Annotated in this window: 21 protein-coding genes; 13 read left to right on the top strand and 8 right to left on the bottom strand. The window is 70.7% G+C overall.

The features are described 5' to 3' along the window. Positions 1 to 382: 382 nt before the first annotated feature. Positions 383 to 1,258, bottom strand: coding sequence for an FAD-dependent oxidoreductase (locus ACIRGA_RS11080; protein WP_400939315.1), 876 nt, complete (start codon positions 1,256 to 1,258; stop codon positions 383 to 385). Between the two features lie 70 nt (positions 1,259 to 1,328). On the opposite strand from ACIRGA_RS11080, the gene ACIRGA_RS11075 reads away from it, so the two are divergent. Beyond that, the gene (locus ACIRGA_RS11075; protein ID WP_400939313.1) at positions 1,329 to 1,937 is read left to right on the top strand and encodes a phosphatase PAP2 family protein; all 609 of its coding nucleotides are present in this window, start codon (positions 1,329 to 1,331) and stop codon (positions 1,935 to 1,937) included. Here the strand turns inward: ACIRGA_RS11075 and zapE are convergent. Next, complete coding sequence (gene zapE / locus ACIRGA_RS11070) at positions 1,891 to 2,925, bottom strand: cell division protein ZapE (RefSeq protein WP_400939312.1); 1,035 nt, start codon at positions 2,923 to 2,925, stop codon at positions 1,891 to 1,893. The two genes, ACIRGA_RS11075 and zapE, sit on opposite strands and share 47 nt — an antisense overlap. A gap of 98 nt (positions 2,926 to 3,023) precedes the next feature. Here zapE and ACIRGA_RS11065 point away from each other — a divergent pair, with 98 nt between their 5' ends. From ACIRGA_RS11065 to ACIRGA_RS11020, 10 genes are all read left to right on the top strand, one after another. Further along, the gene (locus ACIRGA_RS11065; RefSeq protein WP_400939309.1) at positions 3,024 to 3,770 is read left to right on the top strand and encodes a pyrimidine reductase family protein; all 747 of its coding nucleotides are present in this window, start codon (positions 3,024 to 3,026) and stop codon (positions 3,768 to 3,770) included. Continuing rightward, positions 3,767 to 4,324 (top strand): RNA polymerase sigma factor, encoded by a 558-nt coding sequence (locus ACIRGA_RS11060; protein WP_400939306.1) that lies wholly within the window; start codon positions 3,767 to 3,769, stop codon positions 4,322 to 4,324. The genes ACIRGA_RS11065 and ACIRGA_RS11060 overlap by 4 nt, the downstream gene beginning before the upstream one ends. Further along, entirely contained in the window at positions 4,324 to 4,749 is a 426-nt protein-coding gene (locus ACIRGA_RS11055) for a hypothetical protein (RefSeq protein WP_400939303.1), read from the top strand. The genes ACIRGA_RS11060 and ACIRGA_RS11055 overlap by 1 nt, the downstream gene beginning before the upstream one ends. A gap of 276 nt (positions 4,750 to 5,025) precedes the next feature. Beyond that, a complete protein-coding gene (locus tag ACIRGA_RS11050; protein WP_037343835.1) occupies positions 5,026 to 5,475 on the top strand; it encodes an Asp23/Gls24 family envelope stress response protein in 450 nt (149 codons plus the stop codon). Further along, positions 5,475 to 5,651 carry a hypothetical protein gene (locus ACIRGA_RS11045; protein WP_005157087.1) on the top strand — a complete coding sequence of 59 codons (177 nt, stop codon included), beginning with the start codon at positions 5,475 to 5,477 and terminating at the stop codon, positions 5,649 to 5,651. Before ACIRGA_RS11050 ends, ACIRGA_RS11045 begins: the two co-directional genes overlap by 1 nt. Beyond that, complete coding sequence (locus tag ACIRGA_RS11040) at positions 5,648 to 6,004, top strand: Asp23/Gls24 family envelope stress response protein (RefSeq protein WP_400939301.1); 357 nt, start codon at positions 5,648 to 5,650, stop codon at positions 6,002 to 6,004. The genes ACIRGA_RS11045 and ACIRGA_RS11040 overlap by 4 nt, the downstream gene beginning before the upstream one ends. A gap of 14 nt (positions 6,005 to 6,018) precedes the next feature. Beyond that, the gene (locus ACIRGA_RS11035; protein WP_400939298.1) at positions 6,019 to 6,555 is read left to right on the top strand and encodes a DUF6286 domain-containing protein; all 537 of its coding nucleotides are present in this window, start codon (positions 6,019 to 6,021) and stop codon (positions 6,553 to 6,555) included. Beyond that, positions 6,552 to 7,139: an alkaline shock response membrane anchor protein AmaP gene (gene amaP / locus ACIRGA_RS11030; RefSeq protein WP_400939296.1), complete on the top strand. Its 588-nt coding sequence runs from the start codon at positions 6,552 to 6,554 to the stop codon at positions 7,137 to 7,139. The genes ACIRGA_RS11035 and amaP overlap by 4 nt, the downstream gene beginning before the upstream one ends. A 28-nt stretch (positions 7,140 to 7,167) precedes the next feature. Next, complete coding sequence (locus ACIRGA_RS11025; RefSeq protein WP_400939293.1) at positions 7,168 to 8,247, top strand: ATP-dependent DNA ligase; 1,080 nt, start codon at positions 7,168 to 7,170, stop codon at positions 8,245 to 8,247. Positions 8,248 to 8,317: 70 nt separating this feature from the next. Continuing rightward, positions 8,318 to 9,874: an alpha/beta hydrolase gene (locus ACIRGA_RS11020; protein WP_400939290.1), complete on the top strand. Its 1,557-nt coding sequence runs from the start codon at positions 8,318 to 8,320 to the stop codon at positions 9,872 to 9,874. Positions 9,875 to 9,888: 14 nt separating this feature from the next. On the opposite strand, the gene ACIRGA_RS11015 is transcribed toward ACIRGA_RS11020, so the two are convergent. Then, positions 9,889 to 10,131: a DUF2630 family protein gene (locus tag ACIRGA_RS11015; RefSeq protein WP_395875708.1), complete on the bottom strand. Its 243-nt coding sequence runs from the start codon at positions 10,129 to 10,131 to the stop codon at positions 9,889 to 9,891. Positions 10,132 to 10,221: 90 nt separating this feature from the next. On the opposite strand from ACIRGA_RS11015, the gene ACIRGA_RS11010 reads away from it, so the two are divergent. Beyond that, entirely contained in the window at positions 10,222 to 10,578 is a 357-nt protein-coding gene (locus tag ACIRGA_RS11010; protein WP_020637318.1) for a co-chaperone YbbN, read from the top strand. An 86-nt stretch (positions 10,579 to 10,664) separates the two neighbouring features. Here the strand turns inward: ACIRGA_RS11010 and ACIRGA_RS11005 are convergent, their stop codons facing one another. After that, positions 10,665 to 11,594, bottom strand: coding sequence for a proline dehydrogenase family protein (locus tag ACIRGA_RS11005; RefSeq protein ID WP_400939287.1), 930 nt, complete (start codon positions 11,592 to 11,594; stop codon positions 10,665 to 10,667). Positions 11,595 to 11,612: 18 nt separating this feature from the next. Beyond that, positions 11,613 to 13,250, bottom strand: a complete 1,638-nt coding sequence (pruA, locus tag ACIRGA_RS11000; protein WP_400939284.1) for an L-glutamate gamma-semialdehyde dehydrogenase — start codon at positions 13,248 to 13,250, stop codon at positions 11,613 to 11,615. Positions 13,251 to 13,456: 206 nt separating this feature from the next. Between pruA and ACIRGA_RS10995 the strand changes: the two genes are divergently transcribed. Continuing rightward, the gene (locus tag ACIRGA_RS10995) at positions 13,457 to 14,971 is read left to right on the top strand and encodes a PucR family transcriptional regulator (RefSeq protein ID WP_400939282.1); all 1,515 of its coding nucleotides are present in this window, start codon (positions 13,457 to 13,459) and stop codon (positions 14,969 to 14,971) included. A gap of 67 nt (positions 14,972 to 15,038) precedes the next feature. On the opposite strand, the gene ACIRGA_RS10990 is transcribed toward ACIRGA_RS10995, so the two are convergent. The 3 genes from ACIRGA_RS10990 to ACIRGA_RS10980 form a co-directional block, all read right to left on the bottom strand. Next, on the bottom strand, positions 15,039 to 15,275 hold the full coding sequence (locus ACIRGA_RS10990; RefSeq protein ID WP_400939279.1) for a S1 RNA-binding domain-containing protein: 237 nt from the start codon (positions 15,273 to 15,275) through the stop codon (positions 15,039 to 15,041). A gap of 152 nt (positions 15,276 to 15,427) precedes the next feature. Further along, the gene (locus tag ACIRGA_RS10985) at positions 15,428 to 16,468 is read right to left on the bottom strand and encodes an LLM class flavin-dependent oxidoreductase (protein ID WP_400939276.1); all 1,041 of its coding nucleotides are present in this window, start codon (positions 16,466 to 16,468) and stop codon (positions 15,428 to 15,430) included. Between the two features lie 7 nt (positions 16,469 to 16,475). After that, positions 16,476 to 16,868: a DUF6221 family protein gene (locus ACIRGA_RS10980; RefSeq protein ID WP_016333007.1), complete on the bottom strand. Its 393-nt coding sequence runs from the start codon at positions 16,866 to 16,868 to the stop codon at positions 16,476 to 16,478. Between the last annotated feature and the right edge of the window lie 148 nt (positions 16,869 to 17,016).

The raw sequence follows: 17,016 nt of genomic DNA, 5'->3' as shown, positions 1-17,016 counted from the left end.
CCTGGTTCCTTTTGGGTTTGGTGTTGTGAAATTTGGGTTACAACCCCTCATTGCCACTCACGACCCCGGCCAGGATCGTACATATAGACATGAACCGGACACCGCACAGTCGACAACTGCCCCTTGTGGACACTCGGCGGCGCTTGGACGTCAGCGAAGAGGGCCCCCACCACATTTGACTTACCCCTCAATAGAACCCCACTTGCCACTCACGACTTCCACCCGAAAATACGCAAAGTTCCCAAATCGGTCACATTGGACAGAAGTGTCCTTTATGGACACTTCTGGGCACCGCGACGCGGGGCAATCGCGGGTGAAGGCCCCCTTCACGCACTTCAGGCGTGCCGACCCCTGCCGCATTTAGTCCTCTGAATGCGGGTCATCACACCAGGGCCAGGACGTCGTCCGCGCAGCCCCAGGCCAGCGTGATCCCCGCGCCCCCGTGCCCGTAGCAATGCACGACCCGGCCTTCGCGGTCCAGCCGCACCTCGGGCCGGAAAGGCCGCAGGCCGACCTTCGCGCCAAGCACGGGCGCGTCGGCCAGCGCGGGCACGAGTTCCCGGCACCGGCGCACGATGTCCGCGGTCACGCCGGGGTCCGGCTCGACCGAATCGCGGCCGGGCTCCTGCGTGCCGCCACAGACGACGTGGCGGCCATGCGGGATCACGTGCCGCAGCACAGGGGTCGACCCGTCGACGATCCATTCGGTCAGCCCCGGATCGGCGAGATGGACGACCTGGCCGCCGACCGGCACCACGGTGCCGTCCCCCGCCAGCCGTCCGCCGCCGAGCCCGGCGGCGTTCACCACGAGATCCGCGTCGAGGTCGGCCAAACGCGACACCGTGCGGTACTCGGTGCGCACGCCCAGCGCGGCGACCTCTCCGGTGAGCCAGCCGAGGTACACCGGGGTGTCGACCAGCGCGGTGGTGAAGGTGAGCCGTCCGGGTTCGTGGTCCAGGCCGGGCATGGACAGCGCCCACGACGGCGGCGGCGCCTCACGCGGGACGCGGTACGTGCCACGGACCATGCGGACCCCGGGCGCGCCGAGCGAGCGGTACTCCTCGACGCTCGTCACGGTCCAGCGGTCGACCCGGTCGGAGTTCGCGGCCAGCGGAGGGAAGAGCACGCCACCCGCGACCGCCGACGTCGTCTCCCCCGGCGCGGCGTCGGTGAGCACCGTGACGGCGTGCCCGGCGCCGGCCAGCCGGTGCGCGCAGCTCAGCCCGATCACCCCGCCGCCGACCACACTGATCCGCATCGAAAGCCCCCTCCGTCCTCGCGAGCCGTCCTTGCATGGTGACTGATCGCCCGTCCCGTAATCTCGCCGGATGAGCGGAAGAGCGCCGTACGGGCTGGTCGCGGTCACGTGTGCGGTGATCATGATCGTGCTCGGGGTGCTGGTCTCCGGGGAAGGCCTTTCCTGCCCCGACGAGCTCGCCCTCCACTGGGTGGAGCGCGCCTTCGGCCGCGACACCGGCCTTCTCGGGCTACTGGTGCTGCCGACCGAGGCCTCCGTGCTGCTCCCGGTCGCGGTCCTCGCCGCCGTCCTGTGCCTGATCGGAAGGCGCGGGCTCGAAGCGGCACTGACCATCGTGGGCCCGCTCGTCGCGATCCTCGCGAACACCTGGGTGCTCAAACCGCTCTTCGACCGCTGGAAGTACAGCTACCTCGCCTACCCCAGCGGACATACGGTCGCGCTGGTCGCGGTGCTGACCGTGCTCGTCCTGCTCGCCCGCCCCGGCGTCGCGAGGGCGGTCATCGCGACGGTGGGCGCGGTGCTGCTCTGCGGCGTCACGATCGGCATGATCGGCCTCGGCTACCACTACCTGACCGACGTCGTGGGCGGCGCGCTGTTCGCCGTCGCCGCCGTGTGCGCGACGTGGGTGCTGCTCACCTGGGCTGCACGGCGTCGCGCGCCAGTGCCGTCAGACGGCTGACCGCACGCAGGTACTTCTTGCGGTAGCCGCCGTTCACCATCTCTTCGGTGAACAGTTCCGGCACCGGCTCGCCCGAGACCACCAGCGGGATCGCGCGGTCGTAGAGCCGGTCGGCGAAGGCGACCAGGCGCAGTCCGACGTTCTGGTCGGGCACCGGGTGGATGTCGCGCAGATGCACCCGGGTCACGCCGTCGAGAAGCCTGCCGTAGCGCGAAGGATGCAGCTTGCCGAGGTGGTCGCACAACGCGTCGAAATCGTCCACAGTGGACTCGGGATGTGTGGCGGCGGAGGCTTCCAGCTCCTCGGGGCTCGCGGGCGGCGGGGCGTCCGGCAGGCCGCGGTGGCGGTAGTCCGGACCGTCCACACGGCACACCGCGAACCGGGCGGACAGCGACTGGATCTCGCGCAGGAAGTCCGCGGCGGCGAAGCGGCCCTCGCCGAGTTTGTCCGGCAGCGTGTTGGAGGTCGCCGCGACGAACACGCCCGCCGAGATCAGTTCCTGCAGCAGCCGCGTGACGAGCATGGTGTCGCCGGGGTCGTCGAGTTCGAACTCGTCGATCGCCAGGAACCGGTGTTCCGACAGCCGCCGCACCGCCTCGGCGAAACCCAGCGCGCCGACCAGGTGGGTCAGCTCCACGAACGTCCCGTACGCCTTGGGCGACGGCGTCTCGTGCCAGGTCGAGGCGAGCAGGTGTGTCTTGCCGACACCGAAACCGCCGTCGAGATAGAGCCCCATCGGCCCGGACGGTGCCTCGTCCCCGCCGCCGAACAGCGCGCGCAGCTTCGACTTCGGCTTCCGGTTCGAGGCCTCCGCCACCCGCTTCGCGAACGCGCCACAGTCGACGACGGCCTGAGCCTGGCTCGGCTCGTCCGGGTTGGGTACGTAGGTGGAGAACCGGACCGCGTCGAACCTCGGCGGCGGGACGAGCGCGGTGATCAGCTCGTCGGCGGACAGCTCCGGACGGCGATCGATCAAGCGGGCGGGCATTCGCCGAGGGTAACGGCACCGCCGTCGCGGGTTCACTCTCCCTGACCGGGCGTATCCCCCGCTCAGCGGTGCCGCCGGGCGCGTGCTGGGATGGCGGTGTGCAGCTTTTGTGGCCAACGACACCGGCGGAACCCGTCTCCGACACCGAACTCGAACGGCTCTACGGGTATCCGGAAGGCCTGACCCGTCCGTGGGTCCAGGTCAACTTCGTCAGCTCCGCCGACGGCGCGGTGGCGGTCGACGAGCTGTCCGAGGGGCTCTCCCACCCCGCCGACAAGCGGATCTTCCTGATGGGGCGGCTGCTTTCCGACGTGATCCTGGTCGGCGCCGGCACGGCGCGCGCCGAGGGCTACCGCGGCGCGCGCGTCACCCCCGAACGCGCCGCCCGCCGGGTCTCGCTCGGGCTGTCCGAGGTCCCGCCGATCGCGGTGGTGACCCGTTCCGGTGAACTCGACCCCGAGGGCCCGTTGTTCACCGACACCAAGGTCCCGCCGATCGTCATCACCACTGAGAAGGCACCCCGGTCGGCGCTGGAGCACGCGGGCGCCGAGGTGCTCGTCGCGGGAACCGAAGACGTCGACCTGCACCGCGCGCTCGCGCTGCTGGGCGAGCGCGGGCTGCGCCGCATCGACTGCGAGGGCGGGCCGGCGCTGTTCGCCGACCTGATCGCGGCCGACCTCGTCGACCAGCTGTGCCTGACCGTCGCCCCCCTGCTGGCGGGCGCGGGCGAGCGCCGGATCGCCGACGGCCGCCCGTCCCCGGAACCGCGGCGGATGGACCTCGCGTCCGCGCTCTTCGAAGACGGCTTCACCATGCTGCGCTATCGCCGCCGGGAGGGTGGGTGAGCGAGGCCGCGCCGGTTCCGGACGAGGAACTGGCGGCCCGGGCCGCCGCCGGGGACCACGGTGCCTTCGACACCTTGGTCCGGCGGCACACGGCCAGGATGTACCGGGTGGCACTGCGGATCACCGGCAGCTCGGCCGAAGCCGAGGACGTCGTCCAGGAGGCCTGGCTCTCCGCGTGGCGCGCGCTGCCCGGCTTCCGGTTCGAATCCGCGGTGTCGACCTGGCTCTACCGGGTGACGACGAACGGCGCGCTCGGCGCGGTCCGGCGCCGGAAACCGACGGTGCCGCTCGACGAGGGCGACGCGGGTGTCGTGCCTGGTCCGGAGGGGTACGTGGTGAGCGCCGAACAGGTCGGCACGGTGCTGCGCGCGATCGCCGAACTCGACGTCGGCCAGCGGATCCCGCTGATTCTGCGAGAATTCGAAGGGTTGACCTACGACGAGGTGGCCGAGGTACTGGAGGTCAGCGTGCCCGCGCTGCGCGCCCGCCTGTACCGCGCCAGGGTGGCGCTGCTGGCGAAACTCGGCGACAACTTCCGACCCGGGGAACGGTGATGAGCGAGGATCCGCGCGACGACCCCCGGTGGCAGCAGGTGCGCGCCGCCGCGAGCCGTCCGGTGCCGACACCGCCGGGACTCGTCGAACGGGTGCTCCGCTCGGTCGGCGGCGTCCGCGGCGGGCACACCACCGCCCCGCTCGAGCTGCCCTCTTCGGGCGGTAAGACCCAGGTGTCGGAACGGGCGCTGGTGCTGATGACCAGAAGCCTCGCCGCCGAGATCGGCCGCGAACTCGGCGGGGTCCACGTCTCGGCCGTCGCGCTCGAAGAAGACGTGCTGCAGGTGCTGGTGACGATCCGGTTCGGCGTCGAGGCGGCCGTCGCGGAGCTGTTGCGGCATCGGGTCAGCGACGCGCTGACCGGCCAGCTCGGCTCGGCCCCGCCCGCGATCAACGTCCACGTCGTCGACGTCCATCCCGACTGATCCCCGCACGAAGTCGTGACTCGCGTGATCGAAGGCGTAACTCGCGTGTTTGGAGGCGTGACTCGCGTGTGCGGCCTCTGATCACGCGAGTTACGCCTCCAAACACGCGAGATCCGTTTCTGAGCACGCGAGTCACGACTTCGATCCCGGACCTGATTACCCCATCCGGGGGACATCGCGTGACGGCTCGGCATGCGCGCGTGTCCTGGTCGGTGAGAGCGTAGGGACCGCCGCGCGCGCAGGTCGCGCGGCACAGGCCGAGAAGGAGCGAACTCCATGGCGCAGCCGAGCGCGAGCAAGCCCGACACCCCGGTCGCGGGGTCGTCCCTCAACGAGGAAGGAGCCGCCGGCAAGACCACGATCTCGTCGGTGGTGGTACAGAAGGTGGCGGGTCTCGCCACCCGCGAGGTGACCGGGATCCACGCGCTGGGCGGCGGGGTCTCGCGGGCCTTCGGCGCGATCCGCGAACGCATCCCCGGCTCCGGCACCGTCACGACGTCCGGTGTCTCGGTCGAGGTCGGCGAGAAGCAGGCGGCCATCGACCTCGACGTGGTCGTCGAGTACGGCGCCCGCATCGTCGACGTCGCGCGGGCGGTGCGCCGCAACGTGATCGGCCAGGTCGAGCAGATCACCGGCCTCGAGGTGATCGAGGTCAACATCGCGGTCAACGACATCCACCTGCCCGACGAGAACGGCGGCGAGACCGAGACCTCGCGGGTCGAGTGATGAACGGGACCCAGACCGGCCTGCTCGCCGGCCTCATCCTCGGCCTCGCCGCGACCCAGGGCTTCACCGCGTTCTTGGTGACGCTGGCCGTCGGCGTCATCGGCCTCGTCCTCGGCCGGGTGCTCGACGGCGAACTCGACCTCGGCGACCTGTTCGGCCGGGGCCGCGACAAATGACCGTCCCGGCCGAACCGGAGGACCGCGGCACCCTCACCATCGCGCCGTCCGTGGTCCGCAAGATCGCGCAGCACGCCGCGGACCAGGTCGACGGGACCACGCGCGCCGAGCGGCGGATCGCCGGGCTCGGGCTGGGGACACACGGCGCGAGCGCGAAGGTCGGCGGTGAGGCCAACGACGTCGATCTCGTGCTCGACGTGGCTTTGCACTATCCGGCGCCGGTGCGGCGGATCGTCGGCGACCTGCGTGCCAGGGTCACCGAGGAGGTCGAGCGGATCACCTCGTACCAGGTCCGGGACATCTCGGTGACCGTCTCCGCGCTCCTGCCCGACATCGCGCCTCGAGTCCGCTAGAAGGAGCACTCGCTATGCGTCTGTTCGTCCGCCTGCTGTCGGCCCTGATCGGGCTGGCGCTGGCCGCCGCCGGGGTCCTGCTGGCGCTGGAGGTCGGCTGGGGCTGGTGGCGGCCGGGGCGGGGGCCGCTGTTCGTCCCGTGGGACGACTGGCGCGACAGGCTCGCGGAGCTGTCCTGGAGCGATCCCACGGTCCGCTACCTCGCGATCGCCGTCGCGGTCGTCGGGCTGCTGCTGATCCTGGCGGCCGCTTCGGCCGGGCGGCGCGCCATCCGGCTGACCGATCCGGCGAACGAGGTCAGCGTGACCACTTCGCCGCGTTCGCTGGCGAGGCTGGTCGGCGTGACGGTACGCGCGCAGGAGAACGTCGCGGGCGCGAAGGTCACGGCGACCGCCAAGAAGATCCGCGTCCGCGCGACGAGCAGGCTGGAAACCGAAGGCGAACTGCGGCCGCGGCTGCTGGAGACGGTCTCCGGTCTGCTCGAGGACGTCCCACTGGTGCGGCGGCCGAAGGTGTCGGTCGTCGTCGACTCCCCGAAGGACCGCCGATGACCCGTTCGGTCTCCGCCAAGGCACTCGGCCGATCCTCCGGCACGGAACGGACGCTGACCGTCCTCATCGGACTCCTCGCGCTGCTCGGCGGGGCCGCCGCGCTGGTGGTCGGCGCGGGCTGGCTCGGCACGTACCGCGCCGACCGGCCACTCGTGGACCCGATCGCCCTCGACTGGCTGTCGGGGCACGCGCTCCCCGCCCGGATCGGCGCCATCGTGCTCGGCGTTCTCCTGCTGTGGCTGGGACTGTGGTGGTTCTTCCGGTCGCTGCGCCCCGAAGGCCGTCCGGACCTCGAACTCGACGACGACCTCGTGGTGACCTCCTCGGCCATCTCCGAGGCCGTCCGCCTCGACGCCGAGACGGTCGACGGCGTCGGGCGCGCCCGGGTCCGCGCGGTCGGCGACAAGGAGAACCCGGCGTTGCGGATCACGCTCTGGCTCGTCGAGGGCACCGACCTGAAACGGGTCTGGGAGCAGCTCGACAGCACGGTGCTGGCCCGCGCGCGGGAATCGCTCGGGGTGGACGTCCTGCCGACCGCGGTCCGGATCGAACTCGACACGACGGCACCGCAACGGGTGCGCTGACCGCGCCGGTACGGCAAGAATGGCCGTCATGTCGCTTCCCTTGACGCCGCCGGTCAAACCGATGCTCGCCAAACCGGCGAAGGCGATCCCCGATTCCGGCGGGCTGCTGTTCGAGCCGAAATGGGACGGCTACCGCTGCCTGGTGTTCCGCGACGGCGATGAGCTGACGCTGCAGTCGCGGTCGGAGAAGCCGCTGAACCGGTACTTCCCCGAGGTCGTCGAGCGGCTGAAGGCGGCGCTGCCCGAGCGGATCGTGCTGGACGGCGAACTGGTGGTCGCCCGGGGCGGGAAACTGGACTTCGACGCGCTCACCGACCGGGTCCATCCCGCCGAGAGCCGCGTCAAGCTGCTGGCGGAACAGACTCCGGCCGAGTTCGTCGCGTTCGACCTGCTGGCGCTCGGCGACGAGTCCTTTCTGGACGAACCGACGTCGAAGCGGCGGGAACGGCTGGAGAAGCTGGCCTCCGACGGCATCCACCTGACCCCGGCCACTTCGGACCCGGCGGTCGCGCGGCACTGGTTCGAACTGTTCGAGGGCGCCGGGCTCGACGGTGTCATCGGCAAACCGCTCGACGAGCCGTACACGCCGGGCAAACGCGTGCTGCTGAAGTACAAGCACTCGCGCACCGCCGACTGCGTGCTCGCCGGGCTGCGCTGGCACGTCGACGGCGAACCGGGCGAGCTGGTCGGGTCGTTCCTGCTCGGGCTCTACGACGAGAACGGCGTGCTGCACCATCCCGGTGTGGTCGGATCGTTCCCGGTCACCCGGCGGCGTGAACTGGCCGAGGAGCTGGCGCCGCTGATCACCGACGGCGCCGATCACCCCTGGCTGGGCGACAACGTGCGGGAACACCAGCGGATCCCCGGCGGCATCACCCGGTGGAAGGCCAAGGAAGCCCCGTGGGTACCGCTGAAGCTGGAGAAGGTGGTCGAAGTCGGCTACGAGCACACCGAAGGCGGATATCCGTCGCGGTTCCGCCACACCGCGCAGTTCAAACGCTGGCGCCCCGACCGCGAACCCGACTCCTGCACCTACGCCCAGCTCGACGAGGTCGCCCGCTACGACCTGGACGCGGTGTTCCGCGGCGATGTGAAACGCACCCGCTAACCGAGGTCAAACACACGACCTGCGAAGCTCAGCACGAGCTTTGTCATGCCGTGGAAGTGAGGACCAGCCCGTGAGCACCGCCCGCCGCACGCCACGGCTGATCCTGCTGACCACCGTGGTGACGGCCGTGCTCGCGGGCTGCACGGCCGGTCCGTCGACCCGGCCTGCGGTGATCGACAACGACGGCAAACCGGATCCCGGCGGCCAGACGACGGCGCAGCAGGTGCCACTGCCGCCGCTCGCCGAACCCCGGTCGCCGTCGATCAAATGGGAGGACTGCGACGAAGCGACCCGGCAGCGGCTGGGTCAGCCGTCCGTGCCGGACACGCTGAAGTTCTCCTGTGCCAGGGTGCCCACCACGCTCGACGCGCCGGATCTGCCCGGTCGAGGGCTCTCGCGGCTGTCGGTGGTCAAGACCGGCGGCGGGCCGATCCCGCTCGTCGTGGTCAACGACGTCGACGGTGAGCCGGGGTCGCTGTACGCCGCGCGGCTGGCCGCGACGCTGCCGCCCGAGTTCCTGCAGAAGTTCTCCCTGATCGGGGTGGACCGGCGCGGGACCGGGTCGTCCGCGCCGGTGCAGTGCGTCCCGGCGGAGATCCGCACCGATCTGCTGGGCGGCGATCCGACGGCGGCCGACCTCGAAGGTGTCGTCGACGCGGCGCGCAAGGCCGGTCAGCAGTGCGCCATCGAACTGGACGACTCGCAGGTCGCGATGGACAGCTGGCGGGCCGCGGGTGACCTCGAAGAACTCCGTGGGCAACTGGGCATGGACAAACTGCACGCGCTGGGGCGCGGGGACGGCTCGAAGGTCCTCGCCGAATACGCCGTGCGGTTCCCGGCCCAGGTCGGCCGGGTGATGCTCGACGGGCTGCCCGACCCCGCCCCCGACGCGGCCGCCGTGCAGGAATCGGTCGCCGCGAGCGCGCAGGCCACCCTCGACGCCTTCGGCGCCGACTGCATCGCGAGGGGCTGCCCCATCGGCGACGCCCGATCGGCCGTGAACACCGTCGCGGACCGGCTCCGCTCCGCCTCCGTGACGACCACCGACGGTGCGGAGATCACCCCGGGGATCGCGCTGTACGCCATCTACTCCGGGCTCGCGCAGCGCTCGCGCTGGGTGGAACTCGCCGAGGCGCTCAAGACCGCGCAGACCGGCGACGTCACCCCGCTGGCCGCCTTCGCCGAACCGGTGCTGAAGGACTCCCGCGCGCGGCCTTCGCGGCTGGACGGCACGCTCGCGACCAAGTGCAACGACAGCGCGACCCGGCTCTCGGCCGAGGAACTCACGCGCGTGACCACGACGCTGCGCGACAAGTACCCGCAGTTCGGCGTCTTCGCCGCGCAGCAACTGGCCTGGTGCAGCCCGTGGCCCGTGCGCCGCGAACCCCTGCCGCCCGCGGGCGCGCCGGGCGCCCCGCCGATGCTCGTCGCGGGCACCGCGACCGACCCGGTCACGCCGGAACAGGGCACCGGCCGGGCGGCCGATCAGATGCCGAGCGCGGTGGCGATCACCTGGCAGGGGGCCGGGCACGGCGCGCTGAGCCTGTCGCCGTGTGTCGCCGACGCGACGCGGGCCTTCCTGATCGACGGGAAGGTGCCCGTCGACGGCACCCTCTGCCCGGCCTGAGCCGCCCGCGATCGCTACTGCCGGTAAGACTCCACCTCGGACACCGGCCGCGCCGAAGCCTGATCCGGGTCCTCGTCGAACTCGACGCGCGCCCGCCGCTGCCGCAGCAGGTCCCAGCACTGGTCCAGCTGCTGTTCCACACTCGCGAGCCGGGACCGGTCGTCCGAGCTGAGCCCGGTGCCGATCGCCCGCGAACGGAGTTCGTGCTCCTCACTGACCAGCTCGTCGATCCGGCTCAGGATTTCCCCGTCGGCCATACGCACCTCCCGCGAAACGTGGGTTGCTCCATCCGAGACGCTACGCGCCCTCACGGGAATGCGCGTACCGCCCGATTCGTTACGCCGGGCATGAGCACTGTGGAGCTGACCGCCGCCAACTTCGATCAGGTGGTCTCGGAGAACGACTTCGTGATCATCGACTTCTGGGCGGGCTGGTGCATGCCGTGCCGTCAGTTCGCGCCGACCTACGAGAAGGTGTCGGGCAACCACGACGACATCGTGTTCGCGAGTGTCGACACCGAGGCCGAGCAGCAGCTGGCCGCCGCCTTCGACGTGCGCTCGATCCCCACGCTCGCGGTCATCCGCGACAAGACGGTGATCTACGCGCAGCCGGGCGCGCTGCCGGAGAAGACGCTCGAAGACCTCATCCAGCAGGCACGCGACATCGACATGGACAAGCTCAAGGAAGAGGCCCAGGAGGCCTGACGAGGACGAAAAAGGGGCCCTTCCCGGCGGATTTCGCCGGGAAGGGCCCCTTTGTACTTCAGCGGAACAGTGCCACCGGGACCGGGTCAGCCCTTGGTGGCGAGTCCGCGCAGGAAGAACGCCAGGTTCGCCGGGCGTTCCGCCAGCCTGCGCATGAAATAGCCGTACCATTCGTCGCCGTAGGGGACGTAGACGCGCATCGTCTTCCCGTCGCCCGCGATCCGGCGCTGCTCTTCGGGACGGATCCCGTACAGCATCTGGAATTCGTGGTCGTCCGCCTTGCGGCCCGCGTCCGCCGCGAGCTTCTCGGCGATCGCGATCATCCGCGGGTCGTGCGAGGCGACCATCGGATAACCCTTGCCCTGCATGAGGATCTTCAGGCAGCGCACGTAGGACCTGTCCACTTCGGACTTGTCCTGGAACGCGACCTCCTCGGGTTCGGCGTACGCGCCCTTGCACAGCCGGACGCGGGAACCCTCGGTCGCCAGGTCGCGGCAGTCCTGCTCGGTGCGCCGCAGGTAGGCCTGCAGCACCGCGCCCACCCACGGGTACTCGGTGCGCAGCTCGCGCAGGATGCCCAGCGTCGAGTCCGTGGTGGTGTGGTCCTCCATGTCGAGGGTCACCGTGGCACCGACCGCTTCGGCCGCCGCGCAGATCTTGCGGGCGTTCTCCAGCGCGACCTTCTCGCCGTCGGCGGGCAGGAACTGGCCGACCGCGGACAGCTTCACCGACACGTCCGCGCCGAACGCGAGGCCGTCGGCCGCCAGCGCGGTCAGCAGTTCCTCGTAGGCGCGGACGGTCGTCGCGGCCTGCTCGGCGTCGGTGGTGTCCTCGCCGAGGTGGTCGAGGGTGACGCGGAGGCCGTCGTCGGCCAGTTCGCGGACCACCCGGGCGGCGTCGGGCGTCTTCGCGCCGGCGACGAACCGGCCTACCACCGATCGGGTGGCGGGGACGACCTCGACCAGCTTGCGCATCCGCTGGGATCGAGCGGCGGCGAGCAACGGGGTACGCAACATCACGGACTCCTGGAGAACTCAGCCCTGGTGGGGGTAACGGACGCTGGTGGGCGGAACGAAGGTCTCCTTGACCGAGCGCGGGCTCGTCCAGCGGAGCAGGTTGAACACCGAACCGGCCTTGTCGTTGGTGCCGGACGCGCGGGCGCCGCCGAAGGGCTGCTGGCCGACGACCGCGCCGGTCGGCTTGTCGTTGACGTAGAAGTTGCCGGCGGCGAAGCGCAGCGCCTCGGACGCCTTCGCGACGGCCGTGCGGTCGTTCGCGATGACCGCGCCGGTGAGCGCGTAGTCGGCGGTCTCGTCGACCAGCTTCAGCACGTTGTCGAAGCCCTCTTCGGTGCTGTCGTCGTAGACGTGCAGCGCGAGGATCGGGCCGAAGTACTCGGTGCGGAAGATCTCGTGGTCCGGGTTGTCCGACACCAGGATCGTCGGGCGCACGAAGTAGCCGACGCTGTCATCGGCGGTACCACCGGCGATGACCTCGATCTCGGCGTCCTCGGCGGCGCTGGCCAGCACGGCCGCGTGCTTGTCGAAGGCACGGCGGTCGATCACGGCGCCACCGAAGTTGCTCAGGTCGTTGACGTCGCCGTAGGTGATGGCCTCGGTCTCGGAGACCAGCTCGTCCTTCAGGCTCGCCCAGAGCGAGCGCGGGACGTAGGCGCGGGACGCGGCCGAGCACTTCTGGCCCTGGTACTCGAAGGCGCCGCGGATCAGCGCGGTGCGGAGGATGTCGACGTCGGCTGAGGCGTGCGCGAGCACGAAGTCCTTGCCGCCGGTCTCGCCGACCAGGCGCGGGTACGTGCGGTAGCCGGAGATGTTGGCGCCGACGGTGGCCCACAGGTGCTGGAAGGTCGCGGTGGAACCGGTGAAGTGGATCCCGGCCAGGTCGCGGTGGGTCAGGGCGACCTCGGAGACGGCCTTGCCGTCGCCCGGCAGCAGGTTGATCACGCCCGGCGGCATACCGGCCTCTTCGAGCAGCCGCATCAGCATGTGCGCGGCGTAGCTCTGCGTCGGCGACGGCTTCCACAGCACGACGTTGCCCATCAGCGCGGGCGCGGTCGGCAGGTTGCCGGAGATCGCGGTGAAGTTGAACGGGGTGATGGCGTACACGAAGCCCTCGAGCGGGCGGTGCTCCATCCGGTTCCAGATACCGGGCGAGCTGATCGGCTGCTCGGCGAGGATCTGACGGCCGAAGGCGACGTTGAAGCGCCAGAAGTCGATCAGCTCGCAGGCGGAGTCGATCTCGGCCTGGAAGGCGGTCTTCGACTGGCCGAGCATGGTGGCGGCGTTCAGCTTGGCGCGCCACGGGCCGGCGAGCAGGTCGGCGGCGCGCAGGATGATCGCGGCGCGGTCGTCGAAGGACAGCGCGCGCCAGCCGGGAGCGGCGGCCTTGGCGGCGGCGATCGCGTCGTGGGTGTCCTGCGCGGTCGCGCTGTGGATGACGCCCAGCACCGCCTTGTGGTTGTGCGGCTGGACGACCTCGATCTTCTCGCCGCCGCCCTTGCGCTGCTCACCACCGATCGTCGCGGTGATGTCGATGGGGTCGGCGTTGCCCAGCGACTTGAGCGCGCCCTCGAGTTCAGCGCGCTCAGCGCTGCCCGGCGCGTAGTTCAGCACCGGCTCGTTCTTCGGGGCGGGGGTCTGGGTCACGGCGTCCACTGACTGCTCCTGACTTCACTTCGCCGGATAGAGGTCTCACCCCGAACGGTAGACCGGACGGCCTCGCCACGGCTTGTTCGACTGGCTAGAATCAGGGTGACCATCTTGTCCGATCGGCTTAATCCGGTGATGACCTGACCACGGATACCACCACAGGTGCCTCCCTCCGGCATGTCCTCGCCACGCTCGGGGAACCGCTGGTCAGGGTGCTCGCGGCCCCGGGCGGGCTGGGCGTCGGAGTGGAGGACGTCGTCATCCACGATCCGGAGGACCCGCCCGACGCCCATCCGGGTGACCTCGTTCTGGTGATCGGCGCACGCGGGCGGTCGGCCTCCGGCGCGATCCGGGCGGCAGGGCGGTCCGGAGCGGCCGCTGTCGCGGTCAAGAACGGCTCGGCCGTCGTGAACGTCGCGGCCGACGCGGGGATCGCGCTGATCGAGGTCGGCCACGAGGCGCGCTGGGAGCAGGTCGAAGCCCTGGCCAGGGGCGTGGTCGACGCGGCGCGCGCTGGTGGCGAGGCGGACAGCGGCGAGGTGCTGGGCGATCTGTTCTCGCTCGCGCAGACCATCGCGACGCTGACCGGCGGCCTGGTCAGCATCGAGGACACAGCGAGCCGGGTGCTGGCCTATTCGCGGGCGGGCGACGAGGTGGACGAGCTGCGCAGGCTCTCGATCCTCGGCCGCGAAGGCCCGGAACGGTATCTCGCGATGCTGCGCGAATGGGGCGTCTACCAGCGGCTTCGCGCCGGCGAAGGGATCGTCCGCATCGACGAGCGGCCCGATCTCGGCATCCGGCGGCGGATCGCGGCCGGGATCCACGCCGGATCGCAGCCGCTGGGCACGATCTGGGTCCAGGAGGGCGCGCATCCGCTCACCGAAAGCGCGGAGGTCGCCCTGCTCGGCGCGAGCCGGGCGCTAGCACCGCGGCTGATCCGCCATCGGACGCTGCCCAGCCCCGAACTCCGGCTGCGCGAGGATCTGCTGGCGGGCCTGCTCGACGGACGTGTCGACGCCGAGTCCGTCGCCGACGACATCGGCGCGGATCCCGGGAAACCCGCCATGGTGCTGGCGTTCTCGCTCCCCCGCGACCGGGCCGCGACCGACCGGCAGCTGCGGCGCGCGGAACTCGTGCACCTGATCACCGTGCACACCGCCGCGTACCGGCGGAGCGCGCTCGTGAGCGTGATCGGCGGCCGGGTCTACGCGCTCCTTCCCGACCTGCCCGAGCACGCCGAAGCGCGGATTTTGACGCTGGCCAAGGAAATCGTCGGCACCGCGCAACGGCATCTCGACGTCCGGGTGCGCGCGGCGCTGGGCGGCGTCGTGCCTCGCCTCTCGGACGCGGCGGCCTCGCGCGGCGACGCGGACCGCGTGCTGGCGACGATGGCGCGCGGGCATGAGACCGCGGACGTCGCCTCACTGGCCGACGTCCGCGCCGAGGTCCTGCTTTCGGAGGTGCTCGCGTTCCTCGGCGAGCAACCGAGGATCCGCGACCCACGCCTGACCGAACTGGTCGCGCACGACGCCGAGCACGGCGGCATCCTGGTGCCCGCCGTGCTCGCGTACCTCGACGCGTTCGGGGACGTCCGGCGCGCGGCGCGCGAGCTGAACATCCATCCGAACACGGTCCGCTACCGGGTGCGCCGCGCCGGCGAGGTGTCCGGGATCGACCTGGACGACCCCGCGCAGCGCATGCTCACCCAGCTTCTGTTGCGCCTCTAGCATTTCGTCCTCTGAATGCGGTCGTTGCGTGTGCAAGGACCGCATCCAGAGGACGAAACGCGCCGGGTCAGGCCAGGGTCAGGCTGAACCGCCGGTTCTGGACGTCCAGCTTGTCCAGCCGCACCGCGACGGCCGCCCCGGCGGCGAACGGGCCGGTTCCGCCGACGGTCGGCAACAGCCCCTCCATCCCGGGGGCCACTTCGACGAACGCGCCGAACGGCAGGACCCGCGTGACGACTCCGTCCAGAACGCCGCCATCGGCGTGCTCGGTCACGAACGCCCGCCAGTTTTCGTTGGGAGACATGCGATTCACCTCCTCTCCGCGCATGTCCACGAACAGGACACCTACGCGGAGGCGGGCTTCTGGCCCGCGCGGAGATCAAGCGGCGGCCGGGGAACCCGTCCGCTCACGGCACAAGGCCGACCCGGCAGTCATGACCGTGACCCTAGCAAGGATCACGACACGGCGGCGAGGCTCCGCGATCCGGCGACCTCGGCCAGCGCGCGATAGGACTCCAGCCGCTCCGCCTGGTCGAAAGTGCTGGTGGTCACCAAAATCTCGTCGGCGCCGGTTTTGGCGACGAGGTCGGCCAGCCGGTCGCCCACCTCGTCCGGGGTGCCGGCGAGCTGACCGTCGAGCGCCCGGTCCAGCCGCTCCCGATCGCGGTCCGACAGCGGCCCGGCGAGGATCTCCTCCACCGGGGACAGCGGCGGGAAGACGCCGTGCGTCCGCGAATAGACCGTCGACCACGCTTCGGGGATCAGCAACCGCCGGGCCCGTTCAGTCGTGTCGGCGACCGCGATGGCCGTGGACACCACGACATACGGCCGTGACGCCTGCGCGGAAGGCCGGAACCCGGCGCGGTAACCCTCGATGGCTTCGAGCAGCGGGCCCTCGCCGCGAACCGGCGCGATCACCAGCGGCAGTCCCAGTTCCGCGGCCAGCCGCGCCCCGGCACCGGTGGCCAGCAAGAAGGCGGGCACGCGCAGTCCTTCGGCGGGAATGGCGTGCACACCCGGATACGTCGCCTGATCGCCCGCGAGGAAGCCCAGCAGCTCGCGAACCTGCTCGCCGAAGCGATCGGCCTCGTCCTTCTCGTGCCCGAGCGCCTGCCGGACGCCGCCGGTGAACCCGACCGAACGCCCCAGCCCCATGTCGATCCGGCCCGGGAAGAGTGATTCGAGCACACCGAACTGTTCCGCGACCACGAGCGGCCGGTGGTTGGGCAGCATCACGCCGCCGGTGCCGACCCGGATCCGTTCGGTCGCCGAGGCGACCGCCGCCGCCAGCACGGTGGGCGCCGAACCGGCGACACCGGGCACGCTGTGGTGTTCGGAGACCCAGAACCGGTGATAGCCCAGCGCTTCGATGTCCCGCGCGAAGGCGACCGTGTCCCGCAGTGCGCGGGGCGCGTCGCCGCCGCGGCGGGTCGGGGACCGGTCCAGTACCGAAAGCGTGATCACCCTCGGGTCAACGCGTCCGGGCCCGGCGGGCATTCCCCGCTCAGGGGCGCCAGCGCTCGCTGTAGTCCGGGTGGTCGGCGTGCGGCAGGGCGAGCAGCCGCAGGGTCAGGCACCAGTTCGTGCCGGCCTCGTCGGCGGGCACATGGCACGTCTCGCACCAGTACTCGTTGCCGTACAAGGGGAATCCCGGGACCTTCTCCGAAACCGTGGTGCGATGCGCCTGCAAGAGCCGCCGGGTCGCCTCGATCTCGTTGATCATCTGATTGACCGCGTCGAGTTCGATGTCGTTGAGCGAGCGGATCTTCTTTTCGATGACGACCTTGGTCTCACCGCGATTGAGCGATTCGTTGATCTCGGTTTTCTTGACCGCCTGCATGATCAACGCCTGGCGTTGCCCCACACGCGCGGCGAGAAAGGCGATCAGGTCGTCCACGGGTACTCCTTCGTCTCCCCCAGCCTAGTGTTCGGAGGGAACTGTCGCTGGCAGGAAGCCCGGCGTTACGGCTGAGTCCCACGCGTCACACAGTCTTGTATCGGTTCCCGGCGGAGCGGTAACAGGTTTCTAGATCGACACGAAAGCG

Source organism: Amycolatopsis sp. NPDC102389, assembly GCF_044765885.1.
Taxonomy (GTDB): Bacteria; Actinomycetota; Actinomycetes; order Mycobacteriales; family Pseudonocardiaceae; genus Amycolatopsis.
This window is presented reverse-complemented; position numbering and strand designations above follow the sequence as displayed.

Bases quoted from the DNA above. Each gene is read 5' to 3' on its own strand.
- ACIRGA_RS11025 (WP_400939293.1), top strand. From the start codon at position 7,168: ATGTCGCTTCCCTTGACGCCGCCGGTCAAACCGATGCTCGCCAAACCG.
- ACIRGA_RS10985 (WP_400939276.1), bottom strand. From the start codon at position 16,468: ATGCCCGCCGGGCCCGGACGCGTTGACCCGAGGGTGATCACGCTTTCG.
- ACIRGA_RS10990 (WP_400939279.1), bottom strand. From the start codon at position 15,275: ATGTCTCCCAACGAAAACTGGCGGGCGTTCGTGACCGAGCACGCCGAT.
- amaP (WP_400939296.1), top strand. From the start codon at position 6,552: ATGACCCGTTCGGTCTCCGCCAAGGCACTCGGCCGATCCTCCGGCACG.
- ACIRGA_RS11040 (WP_400939301.1), top strand. From the start codon at position 5,648: ATGACCGTCCCGGCCGAACCGGAGGACCGCGGCACCCTCACCATCGCG.
- ACIRGA_RS11080 (WP_400939315.1), bottom strand. From the start codon at position 1,258: ATGCGGATCAGTGTGGTCGGCGGCGGGGTGATCGGGCTGAGCTGCGCG.
- ACIRGA_RS11050 (WP_037343835.1), top strand. From the start codon at position 5,026: ATGGCGCAGCCGAGCGCGAGCAAGCCCGACACCCCGGTCGCGGGGTCG.
- ACIRGA_RS11045 (WP_005157087.1), top strand. From the start codon at position 5,475: ATGAACGGGACCCAGACCGGCCTGCTCGCCGGCCTCATCCTCGGCCTC.
- ACIRGA_RS11015 (WP_395875708.1), bottom strand. From the start codon at position 10,131: ATGGCCGACGGGGAAATCCTGAGCCGGATCGACGAGCTGGTCAGTGAG.
- zapE (WP_400939312.1), bottom strand. From the start codon at position 2,925: ATGCCCGCCCGCTTGATCGATCGCCGTCCGGAGCTGTCCGCCGACGAG.
- ACIRGA_RS11010 (WP_020637318.1), top strand. From the start codon at position 10,222: ATGAGCACTGTGGAGCTGACCGCCGCCAACTTCGATCAGGTGGTCTCG.
- ACIRGA_RS11005 (WP_400939287.1), bottom strand. From the start codon at position 11,594: ATGTTGCGTACCCCGTTGCTCGCCGCCGCTCGATCCCAGCGGATGCGC.
- ACIRGA_RS11075 (WP_400939313.1), top strand. From the start codon at position 1,329: ATGAGCGGAAGAGCGCCGTACGGGCTGGTCGCGGTCACGTGTGCGGTG.
- ACIRGA_RS11055 (WP_400939303.1), top strand. From the start codon at position 4,324: ATGAGCGAGGATCCGCGCGACGACCCCCGGTGGCAGCAGGTGCGCGCC.
- ACIRGA_RS11035 (WP_400939298.1), top strand. From the start codon at position 6,019: ATGCGTCTGTTCGTCCGCCTGCTGTCGGCCCTGATCGGGCTGGCGCTG.